Raw genomic sequence first — 24719 nt, forward strand, 5'->3', positions numbered from 1 at the left:
CAGGGAACAGCCGGCATGTTTGAGCTACGTCCCTATCAGCAGGAAGCCGTCCGGCGCACCGTGGAGCATTTCCGCAAGAGTGACGAGGCGGCGGTGGTCGTGCTACCCACCGGTAGCGGCAAGTCACTGGTGATCGCGGAGCTTGCGCGTATCGCGCGCGGGCGCGTGCTGGTGCTGGCGCATGTGCGCGAGCTGGTCGAGCAGAATCACGCCAAGTACGAATCCTATGGCAAGGAGGCCGACATCTTCAGTGCCGGCCTCAAGCGCAAGCAGGCCGCGCGTCAGGTGGTGTTCGGCTCGGTGCAGTCGGTGGTACGCAATCTCGCGGCCTTCACGCCAGGTGAGCAGACAGGTGCGTTCACGCTGCTGGTGATCGACGAGTGTCACCGGGTCTCGCTGGAGAAGGACGCCAGCTATCGCAAGGTCATCCATCATCTACGTGAGCAAAATCCACGCCTCAAGGTGCTGGGACTGACGGCGACGCCGTATCGCCTCGGGCAGGGCTTCATCTTCCATCGTCATTATCACGGCATGGTGCGCGGTGATGACGACTGCTTCTTCCGTGACTGCGTGTTCGAGCAACCGTTGCGCCTGATGGTACGCCAGGGCTTTCTGAGCGAGCCGCGGCGTGTCGATGTCGCCGTGGCGCGCTATGACTTCTCGCAGCTGGCACCGGGGATCGGCGGCAGCTTCCAGGAAGCCGAGCTCAACGAGGTGGTGCAGGGCTCACGCGCAACGCCAGGCATCGTGCTGGATATCGTCTCCCAGGCACGCGAGCGACGTGGGGTGATGGTGTTCTGCTCCACCGTCGAGCATGCCGAGGAGGTCACGGGGCTCCTGCCCGAGGGTGAGGCGGCGTTGATCACCGGTGAGACGCCCGGCGATGAGCGCGAGCGCCTGATCCATGCCTTCAAGGCGCAGCAGCTCAAGTATCTGGTCAACGTGGCGGTGCTCACCACCGGCTTCGATGCCCCGCACGTGGACCTGATCGCCATCCTGCGGCCCACCGAGTCCGTCAGTCTCTATCAGCAGATCGTCGGGCGTGGGCTGCGCCTGAGTCCCGGCAAGACGGACTGCCTGATTCTCGATTACGCCGGCAATCCCTGGGATCTCTACGCGCCGGAAGTCGCCACACCCAAACCGGCAGGGGATACCGAGATCGTGCAGGTCGAGTGTCCCGTGTGCGGCAATGCCAATCTGTTCTGGGGGCGCAAGGATGGGGAGCTGGTGGTGGAGCACTTCGGGCGGCGTTGTCAGGGGCTGGTGGAGTCGCCCGACGGCGAGGGCAAGCCGCTGGTGCAGTGTGATTTCCGCTATCGCGCCAAGGCCTGTCCGCAGTGTGGCGAGGCCAATGACATCGCCGCGCGCCATTGTCACGCCTGTCAGGCGCGGCTGGTGGACCCGGATGACAAGCTGCGCGATGCGCTCAAGCTGCGCGATGCACGGGTGCTGCGCGTCAGCGGCTGGCAGCTGGAGGAGACGCGCAACGGGCGCGGTCTGCCACGCTTGAAGGTGACCTATTACGACGAGGATGGCACCGATCTGTCCGAGTGGTTCGCGCTCGAGACGTCCGCTCAGCGCCATGCCTTTCGCCTGAGCTTTCTCGCCCGGCACCTGCGGGCGCCGGGCAGTGACTGGGCGCCGAAGGACATCGCCGAGGTATTGGCCGGCGAGGAGCGCCTCAAGGCCCCTGACTTCGTCATCGGGCGCAAGAGCGGCCGCTACTGGCAGATTCGTGACAAGCTGTTCGATTACGCCGGGCGCTATCGCACCGGCATCGCGGCGGGGTGAGTCGTCTGCGTGACGCAGAGCATGACGCCCCCCGTACGAGACACGACGTCACGGGGATGCTGATCGGGGGCCGGGATTGTTAGACTGGCCGCTTCATACGTTTCAGGGAGAACTCACAAGGTGAGTGCCACCGATACCTCGGCCAGGCTGGTGTCCGGCTTACGCCCCAGCGGACACCTGACGCTCGGACACTATCATGCCGTGATCCGACGCTGGACCGAGCTGCAGTACCACCACGATGCCTATTTTCTGATCGCCGACTGGAACGCGCTGGCGGTCAGTGGGCATGCGCCCCATGAAATCGAGCAGTACAGCTGGGCCATGGTCATCGATTGCCTTGCCTGTGGGATCAACCCCAAGGTCGCAACCCTGTTCATCCAGTCCTGGGTGCCGGAGCTGACCGACGTGCACATGATCCTGTCCAGCGTGACGCCCAAGGCATGGCTGGAGCGTCTGCCCAGCTATCGTGAGATGGTGGCGGGACTCGGTGAGCAGCAGGGGGCCAGTTTCGCGATGTTGGGTGCCCCTCTGATGCAGGCGGCCGACATCCTGGCGCTGCGGGGCGAGGTCGTGCCCGCCGGACCGGAACAGCGCGCGCACATCGAGTTCACCCGCGAGGTGGCGAGGCGCTTCAACCATCGTTACGGACGCGACGCCGGCTTCGAGGAGCAGGCGGAGCGGGCCATCGCGCGGCTCGGCAAGAAGAGTGGTCGCCTGTATCGCGAATGGCTGAGTGACTATCAGGAAGAGGGGGATCTCGAGGCCTTCGAGCGCGCGCGTGGACTGCTGGCCGAGACCAGCAAGCTCAACCGCAATCAGCAGGAGCGCCTGCTCGGCTATCTGGAAGGCGGCGGGCGGCGCATCCTCGGTGAGCCGGAACACTGGCAGGGGGACAGCCAGCCGCTGCTGGGCATGGAACTCAAGGCCCGGCTATCGTCGCATGAGGAGGCCATCTTCCTGCGCAGTGGGCGTGCCGAGATAGATGCCAGCGTGCGCGAGATGCCCACCGACCCCGCGCGGGTGCGGCGCAGTGATCCGGGCGACCCTGAGCGTTGCCCGCTGTGGAGTCTGCATGAAAGCTTCACTCCCGAAGCGGACCGCAAGTGGGCGGCCGCAGGCTGTCGTGAGGCCAGTATCGGCTGCCTGGACTGCAAGGGCTGTCTGGTCGAGCATATCGATGCCACCCTGACGCCGATCCGCGATCGCGCCGAGGCGCTGGAAGGCGAGCATGGCAAGGTACGTACCATGATGACCGAGGGTGCCGAGCGTGCCCGGGACACCGTTCGCGATACTCTGGATGAGCTGCGACGCGTGATCGGCCTCACCTATCGCTGATCGGCCTTGCACAGGGCGTCGCGAATCCGGCAGGTCCCCGCGCCACCATGACCTTCGACCCCATCGCGACTCTCGGTACCATCATGCTTTCGGTACCATCATGACTTGGGGGATGGGCCCTGAACGGCTAGAATGCCCGTCCCCCGGTCGCCGTACGGCTCGATGGTGCCTCCGACGACCCGGTGCATCCTCCGCCCTGGTTCTCCCGACTTCAGCCTCCTGCAGGAGACTTCATGAGCGACCTGCTCGATGGCGCCAGCTTTTCCCTGACCGATGGGCATCAGCCCGCACCGCTGATCACCGTACCTGCAGCGGGATCGGCCGTGCTGGCGCGCGTCAACGACACGCCGCTCACCGAGATGCCGCAGGATCTCTACATCCCGCCTGAGGCACTGCGGGTCTTTCTCGAGACCTTCGAGGGGCCGCTGGATCTGCTGCTGTATCTCATCCGTCGTCAGAACCTCGACATTCTCGCCATCAACGTCGCGGCCATCACGCATCAGTACATCGAGTACGTCGAGCTGATGCACGCCATGCAGATCGACCTTGCCGGGGAATATCTGCTGATGGCCGCCATGCTGGCGGAGATCAAGTCGCGCAGCCTGCTGCCGCGCCAGCCGAAGGAGAGTGATGATGACGAGGAAGAGGACCCGCGCGCCGAGCTGATCCGGCGTCTGCAGGAGTACGAGCAGACCAAGCTGGCCGCCGAAGGGCTGGACGAGATGCCACGCCAGGGGCGTGACTGGTTCGTCGCCACGGCGGAGCTGCCGGAGCTGGAGACGCGTGTCGTCCACCCTGAAATGGACCTCTCGGAGCTGCTCGGCGCGCTGTCCGGTCTCCTGCGTCAGGCGGATCTCGTCCAGGCGCACACCATCTCGCGTGAGGTGATGTCGACCCGTGAGCGCATGCTGGCGATCATGAATCTGCTGAGCCACGAGCACTTCACGCCCTTCGAGAGACTGTTCACGCTCGAAGAGGGGCGTGCCGGCGTGGTGGTCAGCTTCATGGCGATTCTGGAGCTGGCCAAGGAGGCGCTGATCGAGGTCGTGCAGAATGCACCGCTGTCGCCCATTCACGTGCGTGCTCGTACGCCGGAGCCTGACAGCGAGGACGACGAGGACTGGCTGGCACTGGAATTCGCCGACGAAGACGAGGTGGCGGCCGACCAGGGGGCGTTCGATGACGCAGCGTTCGAGGATGCGCAGACGTCACCTTCCTTCCCCCCATCCGACGAGCAGGAGAACGCGCCGTCATGAGTTCGCGCGATGCCCCCCTCGACCAGATCATCGAAGCGGCACTGCTGGCTGCCGGTGAGCCGCTGACGCTGGAGCGTCTGGCGGGATTGTTCGATGAATATTCAAGCCCCACCAAGCCTGCGCTGCGTGAGGCACTGGGCCGGCTGGGAGAGCGCCATCCGGCCGACGCCAGTGCGTTGGAGCTGATCGAGACCGCCAGTGGCTGGCGGCTGCGTGTTCGCCAGCAGTTCTCTCCCTGGGTGTCACGGCTGTGGGAAGAACGTCCGCAGCGCTATTCTCGCGCTCTGCTGGAGACGCTGGCGCTGGTGGCCTATCGTCAACCGGTGACCCGAGGTGATATCGAGCAGGTGCGTGGCGTGACGGTCAGCTCTTCCATCATGCGTACCCTGGTCGAGCGTGGCTGGGTGCGGGTGGTCGGGCACCGTGACGTGCCGGGGCGGCCGGCGGTCTTCGCCACCACGCGCCAGTTTCTTGACGACTTCGGGCTCAAGACATTGGAAGAGCTGCCGCCGGTGCATGAACTGAAAGGCTTCGAAGGACTCGAACAGCTGGAAGCGGAGCTGTATGATGTGCCGCCCTCACAGACCTTGCCGCTGCCGGAAGACCCGGATGGCGAGGGCGACGGGGAGGCATCGGCCGATGATGCGCCGGATCCCGCCCCTTCAGGCCCCGATGCGGCAGCCGCTGATGCGACAGCCGCTGATGCGCCGTCAGCCGAGACTTCCTCGGACACGACTTCCTTGAGCGAGACTTTCTCGGACAAGACTTCCTCGAGCGAGACTTTCTCGGACGAGACATCGTCAGAGACGAGGGGGGCTCAGGTGCCCGCCGACTGGCAGCCGCCGGAGATCACCGCCGAGCAGCTGGAGGAGGCGCTGAAGGCGCGCGCGCTCGATGTCGCGGATGATTCACCGAATACCGCAGGACCCTCCGCCTCACAGGCGGAACATGATCACGCCGGGATGGCGTCCACCGGCTCGGGGTTCGACTTCGCCACGATCGAAGCGCGCCTCAGCCAACGTTTGCGCGGTGCAGAAGATGAGGACGGGGCTGGCGATACGCCACTCAATGACTCCTCCGCTGCCGGGACCGTCGATGATGACGACCCTGCGTAAGCGAAATTCCTATTGATGAAATGGTTCATGTCATGAGCAAGACAGACACTGATAAGCGCAAGGCATCACGCCAGAACGACGGCAAGTCGACCACTGGCAAGGCCTTCGCGGGCGGCAAGGCGACGGACAGCAAGGCGGCTGGCAAGCACGCTGCCAGCAAGGATGGCGCACAGCCGCGTCGCGACATGGGCAAGTCCACCCGTGGCAGCAAGGCCAATGTCGGCAAGAAGCCGGCCGCCGCCGAAGCCCCGGAATTGCGTCCGCTGCCGCCGCAGGCCAAGGGCGACAAGCTGGCCGACGACGAGAAGCTGCAGAAGGTGCTGGCGCGCTCCGGTCTCGGCTCACGCCGTGAGATGGAGGTCGCGATCAGCGCCGGCCGCGTCAAGGTCAACGGCAAGGTCGCCCAGCTGGGAGACCGCGTCGGCCCCAACGACCAGGTCAGCCTCGATGATCGCCCGCAGAACCTCAAGGGCGCCGAGGAAAGTGCGCGCCGCGTCATCATGTACAACAAGCCGGAAGGCGAGCTGTGCACGCGCAAGGACCCGGAAGGCCGTCGTACCGTCTTCGAGCGTCTGCCGCGCCTGAAAGGTGAGCGCTGGATCGCCATCGGTCGTCTGGACATCAACACCAGCGGTCTGTTGCTGTTCACCACCGATGGTGAGCTGGCCAACCGTCTGATGCACCCGTCGACCCAGATCGAGCGTGAATACGCCGTGCGTGTCATGGGTGAGGTCAAGCGCGAGCACGTCGTCAACATGGTCAATGGCGTCATGCTGGAAGATGGCCCGGCGCGCTTCACCGACGTGCAGGAATTCGGCGGCGAAGGCATCAACAGCTGGTTCCACGTGGTGATCATGGAAGGCCGCAACCGTGAGGTTCGTCGTCTGTGGGACTCCCAGGGGCTGACCGTCAGCCGCCTGAAGCGCGTGCGCTACGGCAACATCTTCCTCGACAAGCGCGCTCGCGCCGGCGAGTGGGTGGAGATGGAGCAGAGCGAGATCGATGAACTGTCCACGCTGGCAGGTCTCGAGCACCGCAAGGCGCCGGCCCTGACGCCGGATGAGCAGAACCGCTGGAGCCGCGACAAGCAGAAGCGTCGTCCAGTGCGCGCCATGAAGAAGCCGCCGCAGCGCACACGCAAGCCGCGCTGAGGCTCTGCGGAGATCGCGTGCCTTGCGCTCGCCATCTCCGGCTGGCCTTCCGTGGGCCTTCCGTGGGCCTGACGTGCATGTCAGCCTCGACATGCCGTCGGCAAGTCTCGCAAGCCCGCGCCTGTCGCGGGCTTGCGTGCATCTGGACGGTGGATGGCGTGGGGCTCTCGGGGCGCCATGAGCGGTCAAGCTGGTCATTTGCTTGAAGTTTTTTTGCAAAAGACTTGCGTCGTCTCAGGAATGGCGGTATCTTACGCCCCGCTTCGCAAGGGTCGTTAGCTCAGTGGTAGAGCAGTTGGCTTTTAACCAATTGGTCGAAGGTTCGAATCCCTCACGACCCACCATTTCTCGAAATGGTCTCTTGCAAAGCACCCGGCGGCGGGTCGTTAGCTCAGTGGTAGAGCAGTTGGCTTTTAACCAATTGGTCGAAGGTTCGAATCCCTCACGACCCACCATCCGCCACCCAGTTTTGGGTCGTTAGCTCAGTGGTAGAGCAGTTGGCTTTTAACCAATTGGTCGAAGGTTCGAATCCCTCACGACCCACCAGATCTTGCCCCGTGCCTTCATTGGCGCGGGGCAATTTTTGTTATGCGTCAGAAAGATTCCGCGGCGTTGCCTCGACGCACTCCCGGGTATCTGGCGTGAGGTCGACTGGAGCGGGGAGCGTGGCAGGCGTATCCTTGTGCGCGAGCCACGGCTCATGTCCTTCAGAGGATGACGCTCGACAGGACACCGCCAAGGGCGATAGACGCCCAAGGCACCAGTTGCAGTCTGGGGAGCCCAGCTGCAGCGCAAGGGAGGGCCGCCACGCGCCGTTCGTGCTCATGGCCGGGCCCTGACCCACTCAGCACAGGGGGAGCCCCTGTGGGCTAGGTGAGAGACACATGAACAGCCTGACAAATGCCATGCCGGGTCGTGAGGCCCACGATAGCGTCCGCGAGCAGGTGCGAGAGCACCTCGCCCGTGCGTACTGCCCGACCCGCCCCGCGGCAGGGGATGCCGCGCTGATCGCCGAGATCAAGCAGCTGCTCGTCAAGCGTGATGCCGTGCTGGTCGCCCATTACTATTGCGATGACGCCATCCAGCAGCTTGCCGAGGACACCGGCGGCTGTGTCGCGGATTCCCTCGAGATGGCGCGCTTCGGCGCCCGTCATGACGCCTCGACGTTGATCGTCGCCGGCGTGCGCTTCATGGGCGAGACCTCCAAGATCCTCTCCCCGGAGAAGCGCGTGCTGATGCCGACGCTGGAGGCGACCTGCTCGCTGGATCTGGGCTGCCCGGAAGACGAATTCGCCGCCTTCTGTGATGCCCATCCCGATCGTACCGTGGTCGTCTACGCCAACACTTCGGCGGCGGTGAAGGCGCGTGCCGACTGGGTGGTGACCTCCTCCATCGCCGTTGACGTGATCGAGCACCTCCACGCGAAGGGCGAGAAGCTGATCTGGGCCCCGGACAAGCATCTGGGCGCCTATGTGCAGAAGCAGACCGGCGCTGACATGCTGCTGTGGGATGGTGCCTGCATCGTGCATGACGAGTTCCGCGCCCAGGGCATCACCGACCTGCTCAAGGTTCACCCTGACGCCGCGGTGCTGGTGCACCCGGAATCGCCGCAGTCGGTGGTGGAGCTTGCCGACGTGGTGGGGTCCACGTCCCAGCTGATCAAGGCCGCCGTCGAGCTGCCTCACGAGCAGATGATCGTCGCCACCGACCGCGGCATCTTCTTCAAGATGCAGCAGGCAGCACCGGGCAAGCAGCTGTTCGAGGCGCCGACCGCCGGCAATGGCGCGACCTGCAAGAGCTGTGCGCACTGCCCGTGGATGGCGATGAATGGTCTCGAGAATCTGGCCGCGGTGCTGCGCCGTGATCCCGCCGAGGCCAACGGCGAGGAAATCTTCGTCGACGACAGCCTGCGTGAGCGCGCGCTCAAGCCGCTGACCCGCATGCTGGAGTTCAATCGTGGCTGATCACGCCGACGCCTGATCGACGAGAGGCGCTGCAGGCAGGCGACGCAAACCGCCGCACCCGAGGAGTCGGGGCGGCGGTTTTTCATTGTCGGCGGGAAGGGGCGGGGGAGATCAGAACGCTTCGATGGCGTTGCGGTAGTCCTTGAAGTCCTCACGCCGCGCATTGATGCGATTGGCCAGCGCGAAGTCGTCTGCCTTGCGCGCCGCCTCATCGGCCAGTTTCAGCTGGGCGAAGGCACTGTCCATGCGTCCCTCGAGCTGCTCGAATTCCGCCCGGTACAGGAAGGCTTCGGCCTGATGCCCGCTGCGGCCACTGGCCTCGGCCGCCAGATTCCACACCTTGGGATCATCGGGATGTTCGCGGCGCATGTCTTCCAGCTGTTGGCGTGCGCTGGCGGGGTCCTGCTGCAGCCTGACCTCGGCAAGTGCCAGGCGTGTCGGCAGGTAATCCGGCTGCAGGCGCAGCAGGCGTCTGGCGCGTTGCGTGGCCTCGTCATAGCGACGTGCATCCCGGGCGACCTCGATGGCACTGGCGCTGATCAGGGTGAGGTCGGGATGCTTGTCGTGCAGGCGGTCCAGCGCCGCGAGGGCACTGTCGATCTCGTGATTCTCGGCGGCCGCCAGTGCCTGGTAGTAGGCGATGGCATCCGGATCGGCTGAATCCTCACGCAAGGTCACCAGCCCCTGGGAGGGCTGGCTCAGGTTGAGCGCCAGCAGGGCACGGGCGCGTATCATTTCGTAGGCCAGCGTGCCCAGCGGATCAGGGGTCGCGGTCTCTAGGGCATCGGCACGCGCCTGGGTGTCACCGATACGTGCTTCGGTGACCGGGTGCGTCAGCAGGAATTCCGGCGCGTTGCTGCCCTGCAGGCTGGCCATGCGCTGCATGGCGCGAAACATGCGGGGCATGGCCTCGGGGTCGAAGCCGGCACGCGCCAGCGCCTCGATGCCGACACGGTCGGCCTCCTGTTCGAAGCGGCGTGAGTAGGCCAGCTGATCCGAGATCGCCGCCGCCTGGGTGCCGGCCATGGTCGCGAGACCGGCCGAGCCGCCACCGCCGGCCGCGATCACCATGCCGGCGAGAAAACCGGCCAGTGTCGGCAGGCGAGTTTCAGCCTGACGTTCCATGTTGCGGGCAAAGTGATGCTGGGAGAGGTGGCCCAGCTCGTGGGCGAGCACCGAGGCGAAGGCGTCGCGGTCCGGCGCGAAGGCGAACAGCCCCGTATTGACGCCGACCACGCCGCCGGGCACGGCGAAGGCGTTCAGCTGACTGCTGGCCACCAGGGTGATGATGAAGTCATTGCGGTCCAGCTCACTCCAGGGCGCCAGCTTGCGAACGATGCCATTGATCCAGTCCAGCGTGATAGGGTCATCCCATTCACGCACGTGGGCGCGGAACTGGCGCAGCCAGGCGCGTCCGATACGATATTCATCGTTGCTGGAAATGCCGCCGCTGGCGCTGCCCAGGTCCGGCAGTCCATAGTCGTTCTGCGCCACGGCGGAGGGGCTGGCCAGGGAGGCGCCCATCAGCGTCAGGCTGAGCAGCAGGCTGGACAGGGTGACGCGTGTGGTGCGTGCGTGACGAACGCGACCGCTCAAGGGGGACAGCAACGACATGCAGGCAATCCTCTTCAATAAGGTGCAAGGCACAGTCGGCCCGCACGACATATGAAGTGAGCCGGACTGACCTGGCGCCCCCTCACTCTCAGGGGGTGGCGGGGCGGAAAGTTGCTTTGTCAGGCAAGGTGCCCTTAAATCGGGGCGTTTTCAAGCTGCACCCTTCATGCGTGTGGCAGAACATCATAACGAGAACGGAAGGGCAGATGGCATTCGAACGACCTGGCGCTGAGACTGCGAATCCGACGGCTGATTCCACGGCCGATACCCACCTGACAACGCTCGATGCGCGCGGCCTGCACTGTCCGTTGCCGCTGCTGCGCACCAAGCTGGCACTGGCTGGCATGAGTGCCGGCGAGCAACTCGAGGTCCTCGCCAGCGACGCCGGCGCCTGGGGTGACATCCCCGCCTATCTGGCGCTGAGCGATCACGCGCTGGTCTCGCGTGAAGAGACGGCCGCGGGTGATTATCGCTTCGTGATCAAGGCGCTCACGGAGGATGACCCCTCATGACCATGAAGACCCTGTTGCGTGGCTGGTTGGAGCGCTATTTCTCCGATGAGGAGGCGGTGGTGCTGTTTCTGGTGCTGGTGCTGGTCTTCGCGGCCGTCATCTGGCTGGGCAGCATGCTGGCGCCATTCTTCACGGCCTTGATCGTCGCCTTCCTGCTGCAGAGCGGCGTGAGCTTTCTGGAGCGGTTCGGCTTGCCGCGTCTGGCCGCCGTCAGTCTGATGACGCTGGTGTTCATGGGCATCATGCTGGCCAGTGCGCTGATCCTGTTGCCGCTGGTCTGGCATCAGCTGGCCAATCTGATCCAGGAGATTCCCGGCATGTTCGCCTCGGGTCAGCGCTGGCTGGGCGAGTTGCAGCAGCGCTTCCCCGGCCTGATCACGCCGGAGCAGGTCCAGCAGTGGGTCGGCGCCGCCGGGCGTGAGCTGACCCAGTTCGGGCAACGTGCGGTGTCCCTGTCGCTGGCGTCGCTCGGCAACCTGATGGGCGTGGTGATCTATCTGGTGCTGGTGCCGATCCTGGTGTTCTTCATGCTCAAGGATCGCGAGCGGCTGGTGGAGTTCACGCTGGCATTGCTGCCGCGCAAGCGCCTGCTGATGAGTCGGGTGTGGAACGAGATGGATGACCAGATCGCCAACTTCGTGCGCGGCAAGGTGATCGAGATCGTCATCGTCGGTGGCGTCAGCTACGTCACCTTCGTCATCTTCGGATTGCCGTACTCGGCGCTGCTGGCCATCGTGGTCGGTTTCTCGGTGCTGATTCCCTACATCGGGGCGGCGGGGGCGACCCTGCCGGTGGCCGCCGTGGCCGGTTTCCATTTCGGGCTGGGCGATACCTTCATGTACGTGATGATCGCCTACGGCATCATCCAGGCACTGGATGGCAACGTGCTGGTGCCGTTGCTGTTCTCGGAGGCGGTCAATCTGCACCCGGTGGCGATCATTCTGGCCGTGCTGTTCTTCGGCGGGATCTGGGGCTTCTGGGGCGTGTTCTTCGCCATTCCGCTGGCCACGCTGATGAAGTCGCTGCTCTACGCCTGGCCGCGTCGTTCCCGCGCCGAGGCAGGCCTGCCCGAAGAAGAAGTGCAGAGCTGAGCGCATGTCCCGGGCCTCGTCCCGTGTCGCCTGCATGAAAAAGCCCCGCCGATCGGCGGGGCTTTTTCATGGGCGAGTGGCGGCGTTTCACCGCCATGGCCCTCCAGCAGGACCCTTGCGCACAGACAGGCTTTGACGCTCGGGGCTGGCAGCCTTCCGGCGAGCATCACTTGCCGGCGTCGAGCTCGCGGGCGGCGTCCAGCACTTCCTCGACATGGCCCTTGACCTTCACGCCACGCCATTCGCGCGCCAGGTTGCCGTCGGCGTCGATCAGGAAGGTGGAGCGCACCACGCCGAGACTTTCCTTGCCCATGAATTTCTTCATGTGAATGACGTCAAAGATCTTGCACAGAGTCTCGTCCGGGTCGCTGATCAGCTCGAACGGGTAGCCCTGCTTGGCCCGGAAGTTCTCGTGGGTGCGCAGGCTGTCGCGGGAGACGCCGAGAATCACGGTGTTGGCCGCTTCGAATTCCTTGAGGTGGTCGCGGAAGTCACCGCCTTCGGTGGTACAGCCCGGCGTGTGGTCCTTCGGGTAGAAATAGATGACGGCTTGCTTGCCCTTGAGGCTCGCCGGGGTGACTTCGGTGTCACTGGTGGCTTGTGCGGAAAAATCGGGAATTGGCTGACCGAGGCTGACGCTCATCGTGCTCTCCTGGCGATGACTGACGGCCATGTGGCGGCTGACAGTGTGGAATGAGGAAAAAAACCGGCAGTCATGGGCATCGCGCTTGCCCGGTTCTGCGGTATGTCCTGCATTACACGCAGGGCGCCCGAACTTGTCAAAGACGGGGCAGAACTCTTGTGTTTCACCGCCTTGGCGACCGGCGTCATCGGGCCCGTCCGGCGTGCATCTGTCCCGTGGACAGGCGAGGGAATCCATCGCTTTGCACAACCGGTGCAGATGGCGTCTGTACAGGCTTCGATGGTCTTTGTAACATCATCACCCTTGGCGCGACTCGCGTGTCGGCGTGCCCACGCAATCAGAGTCCTGCGTCAACCAATCTATGTCAGATGTCTGTCCCCGGGATCTGCTGTTTCAACAGCACAGGGACACGCCTGGCGCATCAGGCACCAGAGGAGAATTCGAGGGATGATCACAGGTAGCATTGTCGCACTGGCGACCCCGATGAAGGCCACCGGCGAGATCGACTGGGACGCCCTGCGCCAGCTGGTCGCCTTCCACCTCGAAAATGGCACCGATGCCATCGTCGCCGCCGGCACTACCGGCGAGCCGACCACCATGTCCTTCGCGGAGCACTTCGATGTGATCCGCTGTGTGGTCGAGACGGTCGCCGGCAAGATTCCGGTCATCGCCGGGACTGGCGCCAACGCCACCTCCGAAGCCGTCGAGCTTGCCCGTTATGCCAAGGAAGTCGGTGCGGATTACTGCCTCTCCGTGGCGCCGTACTACAACAAGCCGACCCAGGAAGGGCTCTATCAGCACTTCAAGGCCGTCGCCGAGCAGGCCGGCATTCCGGTCATTCTCTACAACGTGCCGGGTCGTACCTGCTCCGATATCTACAACGAGACGGTCTTCCGCCTCGCCGAGCTCGACAACATCGTCGGCCTCAAGGATGCCACCGGCAATCTGGAGCGTGGTCAGGAGCTGATCGACCGCCTCAAGGGCACCGATTTCGCGCTCTACTCCGGTGATGACCCCACGGCCTGCGACTTCATCCTGATGGGCGGCCACGGTGACATCTCCGTGACGGCCAACGTCGCACCGCGCCTGATGCACGAGATGTGCGCCGCCGCCGTCGCCGGCGATGCAGAGCGTGCTCACCAGATCAACACGCGCCTGATGCCGCTGCACTCCGCGATGGGCGTCGAATCCAACCCGATTCCGGTCAAGTACGCCATGCATCGCATGGCGCTGGCACCGGAAGCCGGCGTGCGTCTGCCGCTGACCTGGCTGTCCGAGCAGTATCACTCCACGGTCGATGAAGCGCTGCAACTGGCCGAGGTGCTCAACTGATGAGTCAGCGTCTTGTGCCACTGGCCCTGCTGACGGCTCTCGCGGTCGCCGGCTGCTCCAGTGATGGTTATTACTATGACCGCAACAGCGAGTATGCGGACGCCAGCATCGCGCCGCCGCTCGAGCTGCCCGAGACACGCAATCGTGCCGAATATCAGGACTCGATGCCGGTGCCACAGGCCAGCAGCGATTTCCTGGCCAGCGATGACTTCGAGGCGCCGCGTCCGCAGCCGCTGGCGACCAGCGAGAAGGGACAGCGTGAATTCGTCGCCCTGCGTCAGAGTGGCGATGCCCGCTGGCTGGCGGTGAATGCCGCGCCTGCGGCGGTCTGGACGCGCCTGCAGACCTTCGCGCGTGACCAGCAGCTGGACGTGCAGAGCATCGATGCCGGCAAGGGCGAGATCACCACCAGCCAGGGCGTGATCAGCGTCAATCAGGGCCTGCGTGCCGACGCCTCTGAAGTGCGTTGTCAGCAGGGCGGTGACGTCTCCGGCAGCTGCCTGAACGCGCTGCGTGGCTATCTGGCCGCCTCGCCTGCAGACAGCGGTGTCTCGCTGGCGGCGCAGTCGCTCAGCCGTGACGACCGGGTACGTCTGGAAGGCCGTGACGGTACCTGGCAGATCGACCTGGCACTGGATACCGAGCGCAGCTGGGCCGAGCTGCTCTACCAGCTGCAGAAGAACTTCAACACCGACTACCAGAAGCTGGTGGATCAGAACCGCTCACGTGGCGAATTCATGGTCAACTACATCCCGCGGGAAGATCGCGACGGTGGCTGGCTGGGGATCGGCGGGGATGGCGAGCCGCTGCCGATGGTGCTCACGCTGCGTGGCGAGCAGGATCATACGCTGGTCACAGCCAAGCGCGCCGACGGTGAAGAGACCACGCCTGCACTGGCCCGCGAGCTACTCGACGCCGTGGCGTCGACGCTGCGCTGAGCATGCTGCTTGATGCGTCTGCCGCCTCATTCGACCTTGCGTCGGATGAGGCGGCTGCGTTCTCGGCGCCGGCCCGCAGCGGCGTGATGTCGATGGCCTCGCTGGGCAGTGGCAGCAAGGGCAACGGCACGCTGATACGCACGCGCGAGGCGCTGGTGCTGGTGGACTGTGGCTTCACGCTCAAGGAGAGCGAGGCGCGTCTGGCGCGGCTCGGGGTGCATCCTTCGCAGCTGGATGCCGTGCTGGTCACCCATGAACATGGTGACCATCTGGGAGGCATCGGGCCGCTGGCGCGCCGTCATGGTGTGCCGGTGCATCTGACCACGGGCACCTGGCTTGCCGGCCGCGCGAAGAAGCTGGGCACGTTGCCGAGCCGTCATCTGATCACGCCGCAGCAGGAATTCGCGATCAAGGATCTCGAGATCCTGCCGGTGACCGTGCCGCATGATGCACGTGAGCCGGTGCAGTTCGTGTTCAGCCGACGTGGCGAGACGGCCACGCGGCGTCTGGGCGTGCTGACGGACCTCGGTCACGTCAGCGAGCACGTGCTGAGCTGCTTTGCCGACTGCGATGGTCTGGTGCTGGAGTTCAACCACGACCCGCAGATGCTGGCCAGTGGCCCTTATCCGCCCAGCCTCAAGCGGCGGGTCGGTGGACGGCTCGGCCATCTGGCCAACGCCCAGGCCTGTGCCGCGCTGCCGTATCTGGGGCTGGAGCGCCTGCAGCGGCTGGTCGCCTCGCACCTGTCGGAGAGCAACAATCATCCGTCATTGGCCCGGGAGGCACTGGCCCCCTGGCTTGCGGATGACGATAGCCGCCTGATCATCTCCGCGCAGGATAGCGGCTTTGGCTGGCAGGCCATCGCCTGATACTCATGACGCCCGGTCGCTTCGCGATCGGGCGTTTGTGATTCTGGATGAGCTGACCAGATGGACAGCTCTCGAATCACGCCATACACCAACGCCACGGTCCTTCTCGACTGGGCGTGACAGACTCAAGCGTGATCGATTCATCGTCGACCGCCTCAACACTCGACGCGACTAGCGTCATCAGGGGGAATCTCATGGAAAAGCGTGAAGAGCTCTACGCTGGCAAGGCCAAATCCGTCTTCGTCACCGACGATCCGGATCTTCTGCTGCTGGAATTCCGCGACGATACCAGTGCCTTCGACGGCAAGCGTATCGAGCAGCTGGACCGCAAGGGCATGGTCAACAACAAGTTCAATGCCTTCATCATGGAGAAGCTCAAGGCGGCCGGTATCCCGACCCACTTCGAGCGTCTGGTCAGCGACAACGAGTGTCTGGTCAAGCGTCTCGACATGATGGCGGTGGAGTGCGTGGTGCGTAACATCTCCGCCGGCTCACTGGTGCGTCGTCTGGGTGTCGAGGAAGGCCTCGAGCTCAATCCGCCGACCTTCGAGCTGTTCCTCAAGAACGACGAGAAGGGCGACCCGATGATCAACGAATCGCTGGTCGAGACCTTCGGCTGGGCAGAGCCCAAGCACCTGGCGCGCGCCAAGGAACTGACCTTCCAGGTCAACGACATCCTCAAGCAGCTGTTCCTCGATGGCGGCATCCTGCTGGTCGACTACAAGCTCGAGTTCGGTGTCTTCAAGGGTGAGGTCGTGCTGGGTGACGAATTCTCGCCGGACGGCTGCCGTCTGTGGGATGCCGAGACGCGCGAGAAGCTCGACAAGGACCGCTTCCGTCAGGGGCTGGGCGGCGTGATCGAAGCCTACGAGGAAGTCGGCCGTCGTATCGGGATCGATTTCACGGCGTGAGCATGGCGTGAGGCCGCCGCCTCACTCACGATGCACGCATGAACGAGACGACCCTCCTGCCAGTGGCAGGAGGGTCGTCTCGTGTCAGAGGTTTGCATGTGCAGCGGTTCGCATGTGCAGCGGTTCGCATGTGCAGAGGTGAAGCGGTACGGAGGCGTTACCCGTGGCGCAGTCTCGCCAGTTCGATCACCTGCTGTGCGACACTCGCCAGCGCGTGATCCTGACCTTCGTCATCCAGGCTGCCATCCTCGCGAAAGGCACTGCCTGCCCGGGATACCGCGATCTGCTGGGGAGCGACCAGCATGCCGAGGTTGTTCAGATAGAGTCGCACGAACGGCAGGGCGCGCATGCCGCCCATCCCGCCCGGGGACGCCGAGACGATGCCGACCGGCATGCCGCGCAAGGCATCCATGCCGCTCTGGCCTTCGGTGTCCGGACGCGACAGCCAGTCAAAGGTGTTCTTGAGCAATGGGCTGAAGAAGCCATTGTATTCCGGGGTGGCCAGCAACAGCCCCTGATGGCTGGCAAACAGGGCCTGCAGACGGTCTGCACTGGCAGGACGCCCGTTGGCTTCTTCGCTGTCCCCATCGTAGAGCGGCATCGGGAAGTCGTTGAGGTCGAGCAGGTTGATCTCGGCTCCCTGATCGCCGGCCAGATGGGCGAGGCGAGTGATCAGGCGCCGATTGACGGAGGCCTTGCGGGTACTGGCGGCAAAGGCAAGCAGACGAATACTCATGCGGCGGACTCCCGGTGGAACACGTGAAGATGCTGGAATGCACGCCCAGTATGGTCAGGAGTCGTGACGGTTCGCCAATGCAATCTGGCATTGTCCTGATCTGGTACCGCTCTCTCGTTCAGCTGGCCACGATGGCGGCGACCTGCATCGTCAGGCTGCCGTCGGGTTGGGTGTACGCCGTGAAGCGCACATCCACGTCCACCAGCTGCACGCCATATTGACGCTTGCCATCGGCAGTCTTGGCGGCGTGGTAGGCGGGGCGCGGGTCCTGGGCGAGCACTTCCTCGATCAGCGCGCGCAGCGTGGCACTGTCGGAGCGCTGTTCAAGCTGCTGCTCGGCCTCGTCACTGAACATGACGGCATGGCGTGGCGGCGGGGCAGGCGCGTAACCGGCACGTGCCTGGGGCACGGCATCGACCCACGGCAGATAGGGCTTGATGTCCATCACCGGCGTGCCATCCAGCAGGTCATGGCCGCGCAGCAGCAGGCGCACGCCGCTGTGCCTGCCCGTCTGTCTGCCCCCCGGCCTGTCGCTGGCGCCTGTCTCGACGCCTGCAAGCTCGACCACCGACTGGCCCAGTCGGTTGGGGCGATGGGTGCTGCGCGAGGCGAACACGCCGGTGCGTGCATTGCCACCCAGGCGTGGCGGGCGGATCAGCGGCGTCCAGCGTGTGGGGCTGGCGTGGAACAGGAAGTGGATCCACAGGTGGCTGAAGCCGTCGATGTCGCGCACGCAGTCCGGGTCATCGAAGGGCGGCAGCAGGTGCAGGATGGCGGTGGCATGGCGTGCCAGACCCGGCTGGCGGGGAATGCCGAACTTGTCCGGGTAGCAGCTCTCGATGATGCCCACCGGCTGCATGGTCTGTTGCCCCAGTGCCATGGCCTGCTCACGCAGATGAGGGGGCAGCTGCGGCATGCGCCTGGCCAGTGCGGCATCGCTCATCGGGCGCTCGGCCGTGTCGGCGGTCGGATGGGGACTGGCGGGCTGATCGGAAGAGGACATGGCAAGACCGTGGCAGAGGCTGAAGTGATGACGGGGCAGGGTGTCGTGTGACATCCCGGGCCGCCATGATGCCATGCTCGTCGTCGTACGGCATGACTGGTCTCGCCGGGCTGGCTTGTGTAGTCTGCCGCGAGAGCAGTGCCCAGCGGCACTGAGTCGTGATGCTGGCGTCGGAGCGAGAGCGCTCCACGCGATTCTTGAGGGCCAATCAGACCATGTCAGACCCCATCGCCATTGCCGCCACCGCCGATGGCCTGCAGCCGACGCTGGATCTTGATCATCTGGCGCAGGCGAGCCAGCAGTTGATCGAGGCCGGGCGCGCACTGGACGCTGCCGGTCAGGTGCCCGCCACGGGCGGCAACTTCTCCTGTCGCCTCAGTGATCGCCTGATGGCGGTGACTGCCTCGGGCTGCCACAAGGGCCGCCTGATCAGTGGCGATATCCTGGTCAGCGATTTCGCCGTCAGATTGCTGGGCACCTCACGCAAGGCCTCGGACGAAGCACGCCTGCATGGCCAGCTCTACGAGGATCTGCCGCAGGCGCAGGCGATTCTGCATACCCACTCCAGGGCCGCCACCGTGCTGTCGCTGTGTCATGAGGGCGACACCCTGAACCTGGAGGGCTTCGAACTCAACAAGGCCCTGGAAGGTATCAAGAGTCATGAGACGCCAGTACGTCTGGCGGTGTTCGACAATACTCAGGACATCGATGCGCTGGCGCTGGACGTGCGGGCCCGCCTCAAGGCGGATGCCGGCCTGCATGGCTACCTGATTCGTGGTCATGGCCTCTATACCTGGGCCAGCAGCATGACGGCCTGCCGCCGGCATGTCGAAGCGCTCGATTTCCTGATGGGCTGTGAACTGGAACTGAGGAGACAGCGATGAGCTTTCTGGCCATCTACGCCGAACAGGACGCCTCGCGTCCGCAGTTGATCACGACCGATGGCGCGCGGATCGCCAGCGAACTCGAGGCCGAAGGCATCCGCTTCGAGCGCTGGACGGCGGGCTGCGAGTTGCGTGATCCCACCGACCAGGCTCAGGTGCTGGCGGCCTACGCCGACGATGTCGCGCGTCTCAAGCTGGAAAACGGCTTCGTGACCGCCGACGTGATCGGTCTGACGCCGGATCACCCCGAGCGGGAAGCGCTGCGGGGCAAGTTCCTCGATGAGCATCGCCACGCGGAGCACGAGGTGCGCTTCTTCGTGCGCGGCAGCGGCATCTTCTACCTGCATCTGGGTGAGCGGGTGCTGGCGGTCGGTTGCGAGAAGGATGACCTGATCGCCGTGCCGGCCGGTACCGCGCACTGGTTCGACATGGGACCGACGCCGGACTTCACCGCCATCCGCCTGTTCACCAATCCGGAGGGCTGGGTCGCCAACTTCACCGACAACGACATCGCCGCCCGCTTCCCGCGTCATGAAGCGCTGGCGGAACACTTCACCCAGACTGCCGCCCCGCATTCCCAGGAGTCCGCATGATTCGCGCCATCGTCACTGACATCGAGGGCACCACCGGCTCGATTCGCTTCGTGCATCAGGTGCTGTTCCCCTATGCGCGCGCCAATCTGGGCGATTTCCTGCGCGCCAATGCCGAGCGCGATGATGTCGCCGAGCAGCTGGCAGCCACCCGTGAGCTGGCCGAGGCGCCCGAGGCGGACCTCGAAACCGTGATCGGCATCCTGGAAGGCTGGATCGATGCCGATCGCAAGGCCACGCCACTCAAGGCCCTGCAAGGCATGGTCTGGGCGAAGGGCTACGCGGACGGCGACTTCACCGGCCATGTGTATCCCGATGCCGTGAAGGGATTGCGTGACTGGAAGGAACGCGGGCTGTCCCTGCATGTCTATTCTTCAGGCTCGATCCAGGCGCAGAAGCTGCTGTTCGGTCACTCGGATGCCGGGGATCTCACACCGCTGTTCGCGGGCTACTTCGATACCACGACAGGGCCGAAGCAGGAGGCCGAGAGTTATCGTCGGATTGCCGCGCATCTGGGCCTGCCGGGTGCCGAGATCCTGTTTCTGTCCGATGTGGTGGCTGAGCTCGATGCCGCCGCGGCCGCCGGCTTCCAGACCTGGCAGCTGGTCCGTGAGCCCGGCATGGTCACGGGGGATCACCCTCAGGCCAGTCGCTTCGATGAAGTGTCCTTCAGCGGGTGAGAGGCAGTCGCTGATCAGACGTCTCTCGACACCCTCTGAGCCACCGCGAGTCAGCCGCATTCCCGAAAGCGAATCGCCCCGTCCCGGGGCACAAGGAGGACCTACGATTGCACAGCCAGACCGATAGCCGCGCAGCAGCCTCGCGCATCAGCATCGTGACCGCGCAGCCGCGCCACGCCGCGGATCAGGCCGAGGTGTTCTATCAGGCCGTGATGCAGGGGGCGGCCAGTCACTATGATCTGGCGCAACGCCAGCAATGGGCGTCCCGTGTGTCCAGGGATGCCGAGCGCTGGGCGGCGCGCCAGCATCGCTTCGAAGTGCTGGTGGCCGAACGGGACGGGCGCTGCATCGCCTTCTGCGAGTATGCCCCTGAATGGCCGCTGGCCCGGATCGAGATGCTCTACGTCTACCCGGGGCTGACCGGGCAGGGGATAGGCACCCGCTTGCTGGAGGAGGCCGAACAGGACCTTCGCCGACGCAAGGTGCGGGTGGTGAGTCTGGAGGCCAGTCTGATGCTGTCGCCAGGGCTTGCACGCCGCGGCTGGGAGAGTCTGGGGCTTGAGCACGTCAAGCGAGGCGGCATCTGCCTCAAGCGCGAACGCTTCGAGAAACGTCTCGACGAGTGACGCGTGCGTCACGGTGATATCGGACATGAAGACGCCCCCACCGGTCACCCGGCGGGGGCGTCTTGCGTTCGACAGGGTAACGGACCTGGCTGGCGATCAGGCCATGGTGTCGACGATACCGCCTTCCACCCGCAGCGCGGCGCCGGTGGTGGCGCTGGCCTGCTCGGAGGCCGCGTAGACGCTCATGTTGGCGACTTCCTCGGGGCTTGCCATGCGCTGGAGGATGGAGGTGGGGCGGGTCTGCTGGACGAAGTCGGCCTCGACCTCCTCAAGCGTCCTGCCTTGCTCCTCGGCGTTCTTCTTGAGCATCTCGAGCACGCCCTCGGAGCGGGTCGGCCCCGGCAGGATGGCGTTGACGGTGACCTGCGTGCCGGACAGCACCTTGGCGAGCCCGCGTGAGACGGACTGGACGGCGGACTTGGTCATGCCGTAATGGACCATCTCGCTGGGGATGTTGAGCGCCGACTCGCTGGACAGGAACTGGATGCGCCCCCAGTCGCGCTCCTTCATGCCACGCGCATAGTGGCGGGACAGGCGTACCGCCGACATCACGTTGACCTGGAAGAACTGCTCCCAGGTGTCATCGTCGGTCTCGAAGAAGTCCTGTGGGGCGAAGATGCCGACATTGTTGATCAGGATGTCGGTGTCCGGGACGGTCTGGATCAGCGTGTCGCAGCCTTCGCGCGTGCCCAGGTCCGCGGCCACGCCCTGTACCCTGCTGTCAGGGACGTCACGCTTGAGCTGGGCGATGGCGTCATCGACACGTGCCTGGGTACGGCCGGTCAGGGTGACGCTGGCACCCGCGCGGACGAGTCCTGTTGCGATGGCAAGGCCGATGCCGGCGGTGGAACCACTGATGATGGCGCTGCGTCCGTGTAGATCAATCTGCATGCAACCTCCTTCACGGCAAGCGACGGCGTTCGCACACGATGGCCTGGCACCTGGGTGAGTGCCGGGACAACGGTCACGAATCGGCTCGCTGCTGTCATCTGGATGTCCTTGTTGCGTGGCGGTGCCGGGCGCGCAATGCAAGGGGCAGCGCCGGTGCGGATCAGATCTTGCGAAGGTGCATGTGACGCAACAGGCCGCCAGGCCCGAGGTCGCGGTCTTCCATGCGCTGTATGGCATGCCCTTCCAGCAGGCCATCGAGAGGCACGCTGAGATTGGTGGCCAGCAGGCGGGCCAGCGGATTGAGCAGCCGCCGGATCACCCCGGCTGGCTGCTGACCGCGCAAGCCCTTGTCGAGCAGGGACATCTCGCCGTCCGATGCCAGCACGCGCAATGCTTCATCGAAGGCTGTCTGCGGTTCTGGCACGACCGCGAAGATCAGGTGGGCGATCACGACGTCAAAGTGGCCATCGGGAAAGTCGAGTGCCATGGCATTGCCCAGCTTGACGTTGGCATCGAAGCCCAGCGCCTCGGCGCGCTCGCGGCAGCGGCGCAGCATGGCGGGCGAGGCATCGACCACCTCGAGTTCGATGTCACGGGGCAGGAAGGGCAGGTCGAGCCCGGTACCGCCGCCGAGCAGCAGCACGCGAGTCCCGGCTTTCAGGTCCAGTGTCGCGATGGCGTCTCGGCGTGCCGAGCGCAGGGCACGCGCTGCCACGCGGTCGTAGATCGGTGCGTAGAGGCTCCAGCGGCGGGTCTGCCAGCGTCCGCCTGACACCGTGGAGGCGGCAGGCGGACGCTGATGAGGAGATGGCGAGGACATGGAGCGCCTCCCTGGCGGTATGGCAAGGCGTCATGAAGATGGACCGGTGTCACCGGTGGCATCAGCAGGACAGGAGCTGACCAGCAGGAAGACACTCACCTGTCATCTGGCTAGCGGGTCTCGACAGTGTAGATGCGCATCGACAGGTCGATGGCCGTCACGTCCTTGGTCAGCGCGCCGATCGAGATGCAATCCACGCCGGTGGCGGCGATGCCGGCCAGGGTGCTCTCGTTGACGTTGCCCGAGGCTTCCAGCACGGCTGGCCTGGCATGCGCCTTGTTGCGCGCGACGGCCTCGATGAGCTGATCGTTGTTGAAGTTGTCGAGCATGATGACGTCGGCACCGGCATCCAGCGCCTGTTCCAGCTCCGCGAAATTCTCGACTTCCACTTCGCAGGTCAGGTCCGAGGCGATATCGCGTGCCTCACGGACGGCGGCCGCGATGCTGCCACAGGCAGCGATATGGTTTTCCTTGATCAGGAAGGCGTCATACAGGCCGATGCGATGATTGTGGCCGCCCCCGCAGCTGACGGCGTATTTCTGGGACACTCGCATGCCGGGCAGCGTCTTGCGGGTATCCAGCAGACGCACGCCGCTGCCTTCCACGAGTGAAGCGTAGTGGTGGGCGCGGGTCGCGGTACCGGACAGCGTCTGCAGCAGATTGAGTGCTGCGCGCTCTCCGGTCAGCAGCGAGCGAGCGGGGCCTTCCAGCTCAAGGAAGGGCGTGTCGGCCTCGAGTCGGTCACCATCGCTGGCCAGCCACTTGAGACTGACACGCGAGTCGAGGCGACGAAAGAGCTCATCCACCCAGGGCACGCCGCACAGAATGGCCGCCTCACGGCTGATCACCCGGGCCTTGGCCCACTGTCTTTCGGGAATCAGCTCGGCGGTGATGTCGCCACCGCCAACATCTTCGGCGAGCAGGCGGGCGGCGCTGGTGCGGATATCCTCGGCGAGGGCGTCGTGGAAGTTCATGCGCGTCTGATCCTTGTGCAAGAAGTGCTGCCGGAGCTGGTATCGCGCCGCAGGAAGCCCCCCGACACAGACCCATGGCTGCCGAGCATGCCATAATGTGCGCCATTATAGGAAAAGCCGCGCGGGCGGTCAGTCCCTGTGTGCGATACCGGTGCGATATCTCGCCTGACGGTGCACCGGGCCGGCAGGGTCACGATCAGGCCGTCATGAAACTCACGCCCCGCGTGCAATGTCGTTCCCGTCTGGAGTCATCGATGCCCCCCTCGTCTTCCTCCCCATGGTCGGGCCAGCTGGCGCGACTGGCCGTCACCCCTGAGCACTGGCTGGAAAATGCCCGTCAGGTACCGTCGCCCAACCACAATGCGCGTCCCGAGGGCGAAGTGTCGGCATTGGTGCTGCATTCCATCAGCCTGCCACCGGGGCGCTTCGGGGGGCCGGCCATCGAGCAGCTGTTCACCAATCAGCTCGACCCCGGTGCCCATCCCTACTTTGCCGACATCCATCATCTGCGCGTCTCGGCGCATGTGCTGATCCAGCGTGATGGTCGTCTGGTGCAGTTCGTGCCCTTCGATCGTCGTGCCTGGCATGCGGGGCGGTCGCGCTGGCATGACGGAGCGCGTGAGCGCGTGGAGCTCAATGACTTCAGCATCGGCATCGAGCTCGAGGGCGATGAGGTGCACCCCTACCGCGAGGTGCAGTACCGGACGCTGGCACGGACGGTCGCCGGCCTGATGGCCCGCTACCCGGCGCTGACCCGTGAGCGCATCACCTCGCATGCGCGGATTGCGCCGTTGCGCAAGACGGATCCTGGTCCCGCCTTTGACTGGGCTTACTTCGATCGCCTGCTGGACGACATTCAGGACTAAGGTCGCAAGTGCCTCGCGATGGTGCAATGCAGCATGCAGGGGCCGGATTCCGGTCAGGGAGCGTAGCCACGGGGCGCGTTGGTAGTTTTATTACAAGACGTGCTCCAGGCGACGGCTGGCATGCGGC

24 protein-coding genes and 3 tRNA genes are annotated in these 24719 nt (G+C 64.9%); 20 read left to right on the forward strand and 7 right to left on the reverse strand.

The genetic code is table 11. The features are described 5' to 3' along the window. Nucleotides 1–15: 15 nt before the first annotated feature. The 9 genes from radD (at nucleotide 16) to nadA (ending at nucleotide 8612) form a co-directional block, all read left to right on the forward strand. Entirely contained in the window at nucleotides 16–1791 is a 1776-nt protein-coding gene (gene radD / locus ACZYGA_RS14175; RefSeq protein ID WP_084207879.1) for a DNA repair helicase RadD, read from the forward strand. A gap of 120 nt (nucleotides 1792–1911) precedes the next feature. Next, complete coding sequence (locus tag ACZYGA_RS14180; protein WP_404626588.1) at nucleotides 1912–3126, forward strand: nucleotidyl transferase family protein; 1215 nt, start codon at nucleotides 1912–1914, stop codon at nucleotides 3124–3126. A 233-nt stretch (nucleotides 3127–3359) separates the two neighbouring features. Continuing rightward, nucleotides 3360–4382, forward strand: a complete 1023-nt coding sequence (locus tag ACZYGA_RS14185) for a segregation and condensation protein A (protein ID WP_479399448.1) — start codon at nucleotides 3360–3362, stop codon at nucleotides 4380–4382. Continuing rightward, a complete protein-coding gene (gene scpB, locus ACZYGA_RS14190; RefSeq protein WP_404626590.1) occupies nucleotides 4379–5497 on the forward strand; it encodes an SMC-Scp complex subunit ScpB in 1119 nt (372 codons plus the stop codon). Before ACZYGA_RS14185 ends, scpB begins: the two co-directional genes overlap by 4 nt. Before the next feature lie 290 nt (nucleotides 5498–5787). Next, entirely contained in the window at nucleotides 5788–6648 is an 861-nt protein-coding gene (rluB, locus tag ACZYGA_RS14195) for a 23S rRNA pseudouridine(2605) synthase RluB (protein WP_240499734.1), read from the forward strand. A gap of 269 nt (nucleotides 6649–6917) precedes the next feature. Further along, a tRNA-Lys gene (locus ACZYGA_RS14200) sits at nucleotides 6918–6992 on the forward strand. Nucleotides 6993–7028: 36 nt separating this feature from the next. Beyond that, nucleotides 7029–7103, forward strand: a tRNA-Lys gene (locus tag ACZYGA_RS14205). A gap of 16 nt (nucleotides 7104–7119) precedes the next feature. After that, a tRNA-Lys gene (locus tag ACZYGA_RS14210) sits at nucleotides 7120–7194 on the forward strand. Between the two features lie 359 nt (nucleotides 7195–7553). Beyond that, nucleotides 7554–8612, forward strand: coding sequence for a quinolinate synthase NadA (gene nadA, locus ACZYGA_RS14215; protein ID WP_077380226.1), 1059 nt, complete (start codon nucleotides 7554–7556; stop codon nucleotides 8610–8612). Nucleotides 8613–8723: 111 nt separating this feature from the next. Here the strand turns inward: nadA and ACZYGA_RS14220 are convergent, their stop codons facing one another. Then, the gene (locus ACZYGA_RS14220; RefSeq protein WP_136939651.1) at nucleotides 8724–10226 is read right to left on the reverse strand and encodes a M48 family metalloprotease; all 1503 of its coding nucleotides are present in this window, start codon (nucleotides 10224–10226) and stop codon (nucleotides 8724–8726) included. A 206-nt stretch (nucleotides 10227–10432) separates the two neighbouring features. On the opposite strand from ACZYGA_RS14220, the gene ACZYGA_RS14225 reads away from it, so the two are divergent. Together ACZYGA_RS14225 and ACZYGA_RS14230 are read left to right on the forward strand one after the other, a co-directional pair. Continuing rightward, on the forward strand, nucleotides 10433–10738 hold the full coding sequence (locus ACZYGA_RS14225) for a sulfurtransferase TusA family protein (RefSeq protein ID WP_077380174.1): 306 nt from the start codon (nucleotides 10433–10435) through the stop codon (nucleotides 10736–10738). Further along, complete coding sequence (locus ACZYGA_RS14230; protein WP_077380172.1) at nucleotides 10735–11829, forward strand: AI-2E family transporter; 1095 nt, start codon at nucleotides 10735–10737, stop codon at nucleotides 11827–11829. The genes ACZYGA_RS14225 and ACZYGA_RS14230 overlap by 4 nt, the downstream gene beginning before the upstream one ends. Nucleotides 11830–11995: 166 nt before the next feature. Here ACZYGA_RS14230 and ACZYGA_RS14235 read toward each other — a convergent pair whose 3' ends face one another. Next, nucleotides 11996–12472 carry a peroxiredoxin gene (locus ACZYGA_RS14235; protein ID WP_404626592.1) on the reverse strand — a complete coding sequence of 159 codons (477 nt, stop codon included), beginning with the start codon at nucleotides 12470–12472 and terminating at the stop codon, nucleotides 11996–11998. Nucleotides 12473–12919: 447 nt separating this feature from the next. Between ACZYGA_RS14235 and dapA the strand changes: the two genes are divergently transcribed. The 4 genes from dapA to purC all read left to right on the forward strand — a co-directional run bounded on the left by dapA (nucleotide 12920) and on the right by purC (nucleotide 16522). Next, nucleotides 12920–13804, forward strand: coding sequence for a 4-hydroxy-tetrahydrodipicolinate synthase (dapA, locus tag ACZYGA_RS14240; RefSeq protein ID WP_077380168.1), 885 nt, complete (start codon nucleotides 12920–12922; stop codon nucleotides 13802–13804). Then, nucleotides 13804–14742 carry a hypothetical protein gene (locus ACZYGA_RS14245; protein WP_077380166.1) on the forward strand — a complete coding sequence of 313 codons (939 nt, stop codon included), beginning with the start codon at nucleotides 13804–13806 and terminating at the stop codon, nucleotides 14740–14742. The genes dapA and ACZYGA_RS14245 overlap by 1 nt, the downstream gene beginning before the upstream one ends. 86 nt (nucleotides 14743–14828) lie before the next feature. Continuing rightward, nucleotides 14829–15611: an MBL fold metallo-hydrolase gene (locus ACZYGA_RS14250; RefSeq protein WP_077380224.1), complete on the forward strand. Its 783-nt coding sequence runs from the start codon at nucleotides 14829–14831 to the stop codon at nucleotides 15609–15611. A 194-nt stretch (nucleotides 15612–15805) separates the two neighbouring features. After that, nucleotides 15806–16522: a phosphoribosylaminoimidazolesuccinocarboxamide synthase gene (gene purC, locus ACZYGA_RS14255; RefSeq protein WP_077380164.1), complete on the forward strand. Its 717-nt coding sequence runs from the start codon at nucleotides 15806–15808 to the stop codon at nucleotides 16520–16522. Nucleotides 16523–16679: 157 nt separating this feature from the next. Here the strand turns inward: purC and ACZYGA_RS14260 are convergent, their stop codons facing one another. Both ACZYGA_RS14260 and tsaA read right to left on the reverse strand, forming a co-directional pair. Beyond that, complete coding sequence (locus tag ACZYGA_RS14260) at nucleotides 16680–17258, reverse strand: NADPH-dependent FMN reductase (RefSeq protein ID WP_077380162.1); 579 nt, start codon at nucleotides 17256–17258, stop codon at nucleotides 16680–16682. A gap of 118 nt (nucleotides 17259–17376) precedes the next feature. Continuing rightward, nucleotides 17377–18261, reverse strand: coding sequence for a tRNA (N6-threonylcarbamoyladenosine(37)-N6)-methyltransferase TrmO (gene tsaA / locus ACZYGA_RS14265; protein ID WP_404626595.1), 885 nt, complete (start codon nucleotides 18259–18261; stop codon nucleotides 17377–17379). A gap of 215 nt (nucleotides 18262–18476) precedes the next feature. On the opposite strand from tsaA, the gene ACZYGA_RS14270 reads away from it, so the two are divergent. From ACZYGA_RS14270 to ACZYGA_RS14285, 4 genes are all read left to right on the forward strand, one after another. Then, entirely contained in the window at nucleotides 18477–19145 is a 669-nt protein-coding gene (locus ACZYGA_RS14270) for a methylthioribulose 1-phosphate dehydratase (protein ID WP_404626596.1), read from the forward strand. After that, complete coding sequence (locus ACZYGA_RS14275; protein WP_077380160.1) at nucleotides 19142–19738, forward strand: 1,2-dihydroxy-3-keto-5-methylthiopentene dioxygenase; 597 nt, start codon at nucleotides 19142–19144, stop codon at nucleotides 19736–19738. Before ACZYGA_RS14270 ends, ACZYGA_RS14275 begins: the two co-directional genes overlap by 4 nt. Continuing rightward, a complete protein-coding gene (gene mtnC / locus ACZYGA_RS14280; RefSeq protein WP_084207884.1) occupies nucleotides 19735–20415 on the forward strand; it encodes an acireductone synthase in 681 nt (226 codons plus the stop codon). The genes ACZYGA_RS14275 and mtnC overlap by 4 nt, the downstream gene beginning before the upstream one ends. A gap of 107 nt (nucleotides 20416–20522) precedes the next feature. After that, nucleotides 20523–21041, forward strand: a complete 519-nt coding sequence (locus ACZYGA_RS14285) for a GNAT family N-acetyltransferase (protein WP_404626599.1) — start codon at nucleotides 20523–20525, stop codon at nucleotides 21039–21041. Nucleotides 21042–21137: 96 nt separating this feature from the next. On the opposite strand, the gene ACZYGA_RS14290 is transcribed toward ACZYGA_RS14285, so the two are convergent. The 3 genes from ACZYGA_RS14290 to nadC all read right to left on the reverse strand — a co-directional run bounded on the left by ACZYGA_RS14290 (nucleotide 21138) and on the right by nadC (nucleotide 23726). Continuing rightward, nucleotides 21138–21932: an SDR family NAD(P)-dependent oxidoreductase gene (locus ACZYGA_RS14290; RefSeq protein ID WP_404626601.1), complete on the reverse strand. Its 795-nt coding sequence runs from the start codon at nucleotides 21930–21932 to the stop codon at nucleotides 21138–21140. Between the two features lie 160 nt (nucleotides 21933–22092). Next, nucleotides 22093–22752, reverse strand: coding sequence for a class I SAM-dependent methyltransferase (locus ACZYGA_RS14295; protein WP_279876031.1), 660 nt, complete (start codon nucleotides 22750–22752; stop codon nucleotides 22093–22095). A gap of 110 nt (nucleotides 22753–22862) precedes the next feature. Beyond that, entirely contained in the window at nucleotides 22863–23726 is an 864-nt protein-coding gene (gene nadC / locus ACZYGA_RS14300; RefSeq protein ID WP_271303326.1) for a carboxylating nicotinate-nucleotide diphosphorylase, read from the reverse strand. A 254-nt stretch (nucleotides 23727–23980) separates the two neighbouring features. On the opposite strand from nadC, the gene ampD reads away from it, so the two are divergent. Beyond that, nucleotides 23981–24592, forward strand: coding sequence for a 1,6-anhydro-N-acetylmuramyl-L-alanine amidase AmpD (gene ampD, locus ACZYGA_RS14305; protein WP_084207887.1), 612 nt, complete (start codon nucleotides 23981–23983; stop codon nucleotides 24590–24592). Nucleotides 24593–24719: the final 127 nt, after the last annotated feature.

The sequence above is a fragment of the Cobetia sp. BL01 genome (assembly GCF_056493605.1).

Bases quoted from the DNA above. Each gene is read 5' to 3' on its own strand.
- radD (WP_084207879.1), top strand. From the start codon at position 16: ATGTTTGAGCTACGTCCCTATCAGCAGGAAGCCGTCCGGCGCACCGTG.
- ACZYGA_RS14185 (WP_479399448.1), top strand. From the start codon at position 3,360: ATGAGCGACCTGCTCGATGGCGCCAGCTTTTCCCTGACCGATGGGCAT.
- scpB (WP_404626590.1), top strand. From the start codon at position 4,379: ATGAGTTCGCGCGATGCCCCCCTCGACCAGATCATCGAAGCGGCACTG.
- nadA (WP_077380226.1), top strand. From the start codon at position 7,554: ATGCCGGGTCGTGAGGCCCACGATAGCGTCCGCGAGCAGGTGCGAGAG.
- ACZYGA_RS14220 (WP_136939651.1), bottom strand. From the start codon at position 10,226: ATGTCGTTGCTGTCCCCCTTGAGCGGTCGCGTTCGTCACGCACGCACC.
- ACZYGA_RS14225 (WP_077380174.1), top strand. From the start codon at position 10,433: ATGGCATTCGAACGACCTGGCGCTGAGACTGCGAATCCGACGGCTGAT.
- ACZYGA_RS14230 (WP_077380172.1), top strand. From the start codon at position 10,735: ATGACCATGAAGACCCTGTTGCGTGGCTGGTTGGAGCGCTATTTCTCC.
- ACZYGA_RS14235 (WP_404626592.1), bottom strand. From the start codon at position 12,472: ATGAGCGTCAGCCTCGGTCAGCCAATTCCCGATTTTTCCGCACAAGCC.
- dapA (WP_077380168.1), top strand. From the start codon at position 12,920: ATGATCACAGGTAGCATTGTCGCACTGGCGACCCCGATGAAGGCCACC.
- ACZYGA_RS14245 (WP_077380166.1), top strand. From the start codon at position 13,804: ATGAGTCAGCGTCTTGTGCCACTGGCCCTGCTGACGGCTCTCGCGGTC.
- ACZYGA_RS14250 (WP_077380224.1), top strand. From the start codon at position 14,829: ATGTCGATGGCCTCGCTGGGCAGTGGCAGCAAGGGCAACGGCACGCTG.
- purC (WP_077380164.1), top strand. From the start codon at position 15,806: ATGGAAAAGCGTGAAGAGCTCTACGCTGGCAAGGCCAAATCCGTCTTC.
- ACZYGA_RS14260 (WP_077380162.1), bottom strand. From the start codon at position 17,258: ATGAGTATTCGTCTGCTTGCCTTTGCCGCCAGTACCCGCAAGGCCTCC.
- tsaA (WP_404626595.1), bottom strand. From the start codon at position 18,261: ATGTCCTCTTCCGATCAGCCCGCCAGTCCCCATCCGACCGCCGACACG.
- ACZYGA_RS14270 (WP_404626596.1), top strand. From the start codon at position 18,477: ATGTCAGACCCCATCGCCATTGCCGCCACCGCCGATGGCCTGCAGCCG.
- ACZYGA_RS14275 (WP_077380160.1), top strand. From the start codon at position 19,142: ATGAGCTTTCTGGCCATCTACGCCGAACAGGACGCCTCGCGTCCGCAG.
- mtnC (WP_084207884.1), top strand. From the start codon at position 19,735: ATGATTCGCGCCATCGTCACTGACATCGAGGGCACCACCGGCTCGATT.
- ACZYGA_RS14290 (WP_404626601.1), bottom strand. From the start codon at position 21,932: ATGCAGATTGATCTACACGGACGCAGCGCCATCATCAGTGGTTCCACC.
- ACZYGA_RS14295 (WP_279876031.1), bottom strand. From the start codon at position 22,752: ATGTCCTCGCCATCTCCTCATCAGCGTCCGCCTGCCGCCTCCACGGTG.
- nadC (WP_271303326.1), bottom strand. From the start codon at position 23,726: ATGAACTTCCACGACGCCCTCGCCGAGGATATCCGCACCAGCGCCGCC.
- ampD (WP_084207887.1), top strand. From the start codon at position 23,981: ATGCCCCCCTCGTCTTCCTCCCCATGGTCGGGCCAGCTGGCGCGACTG.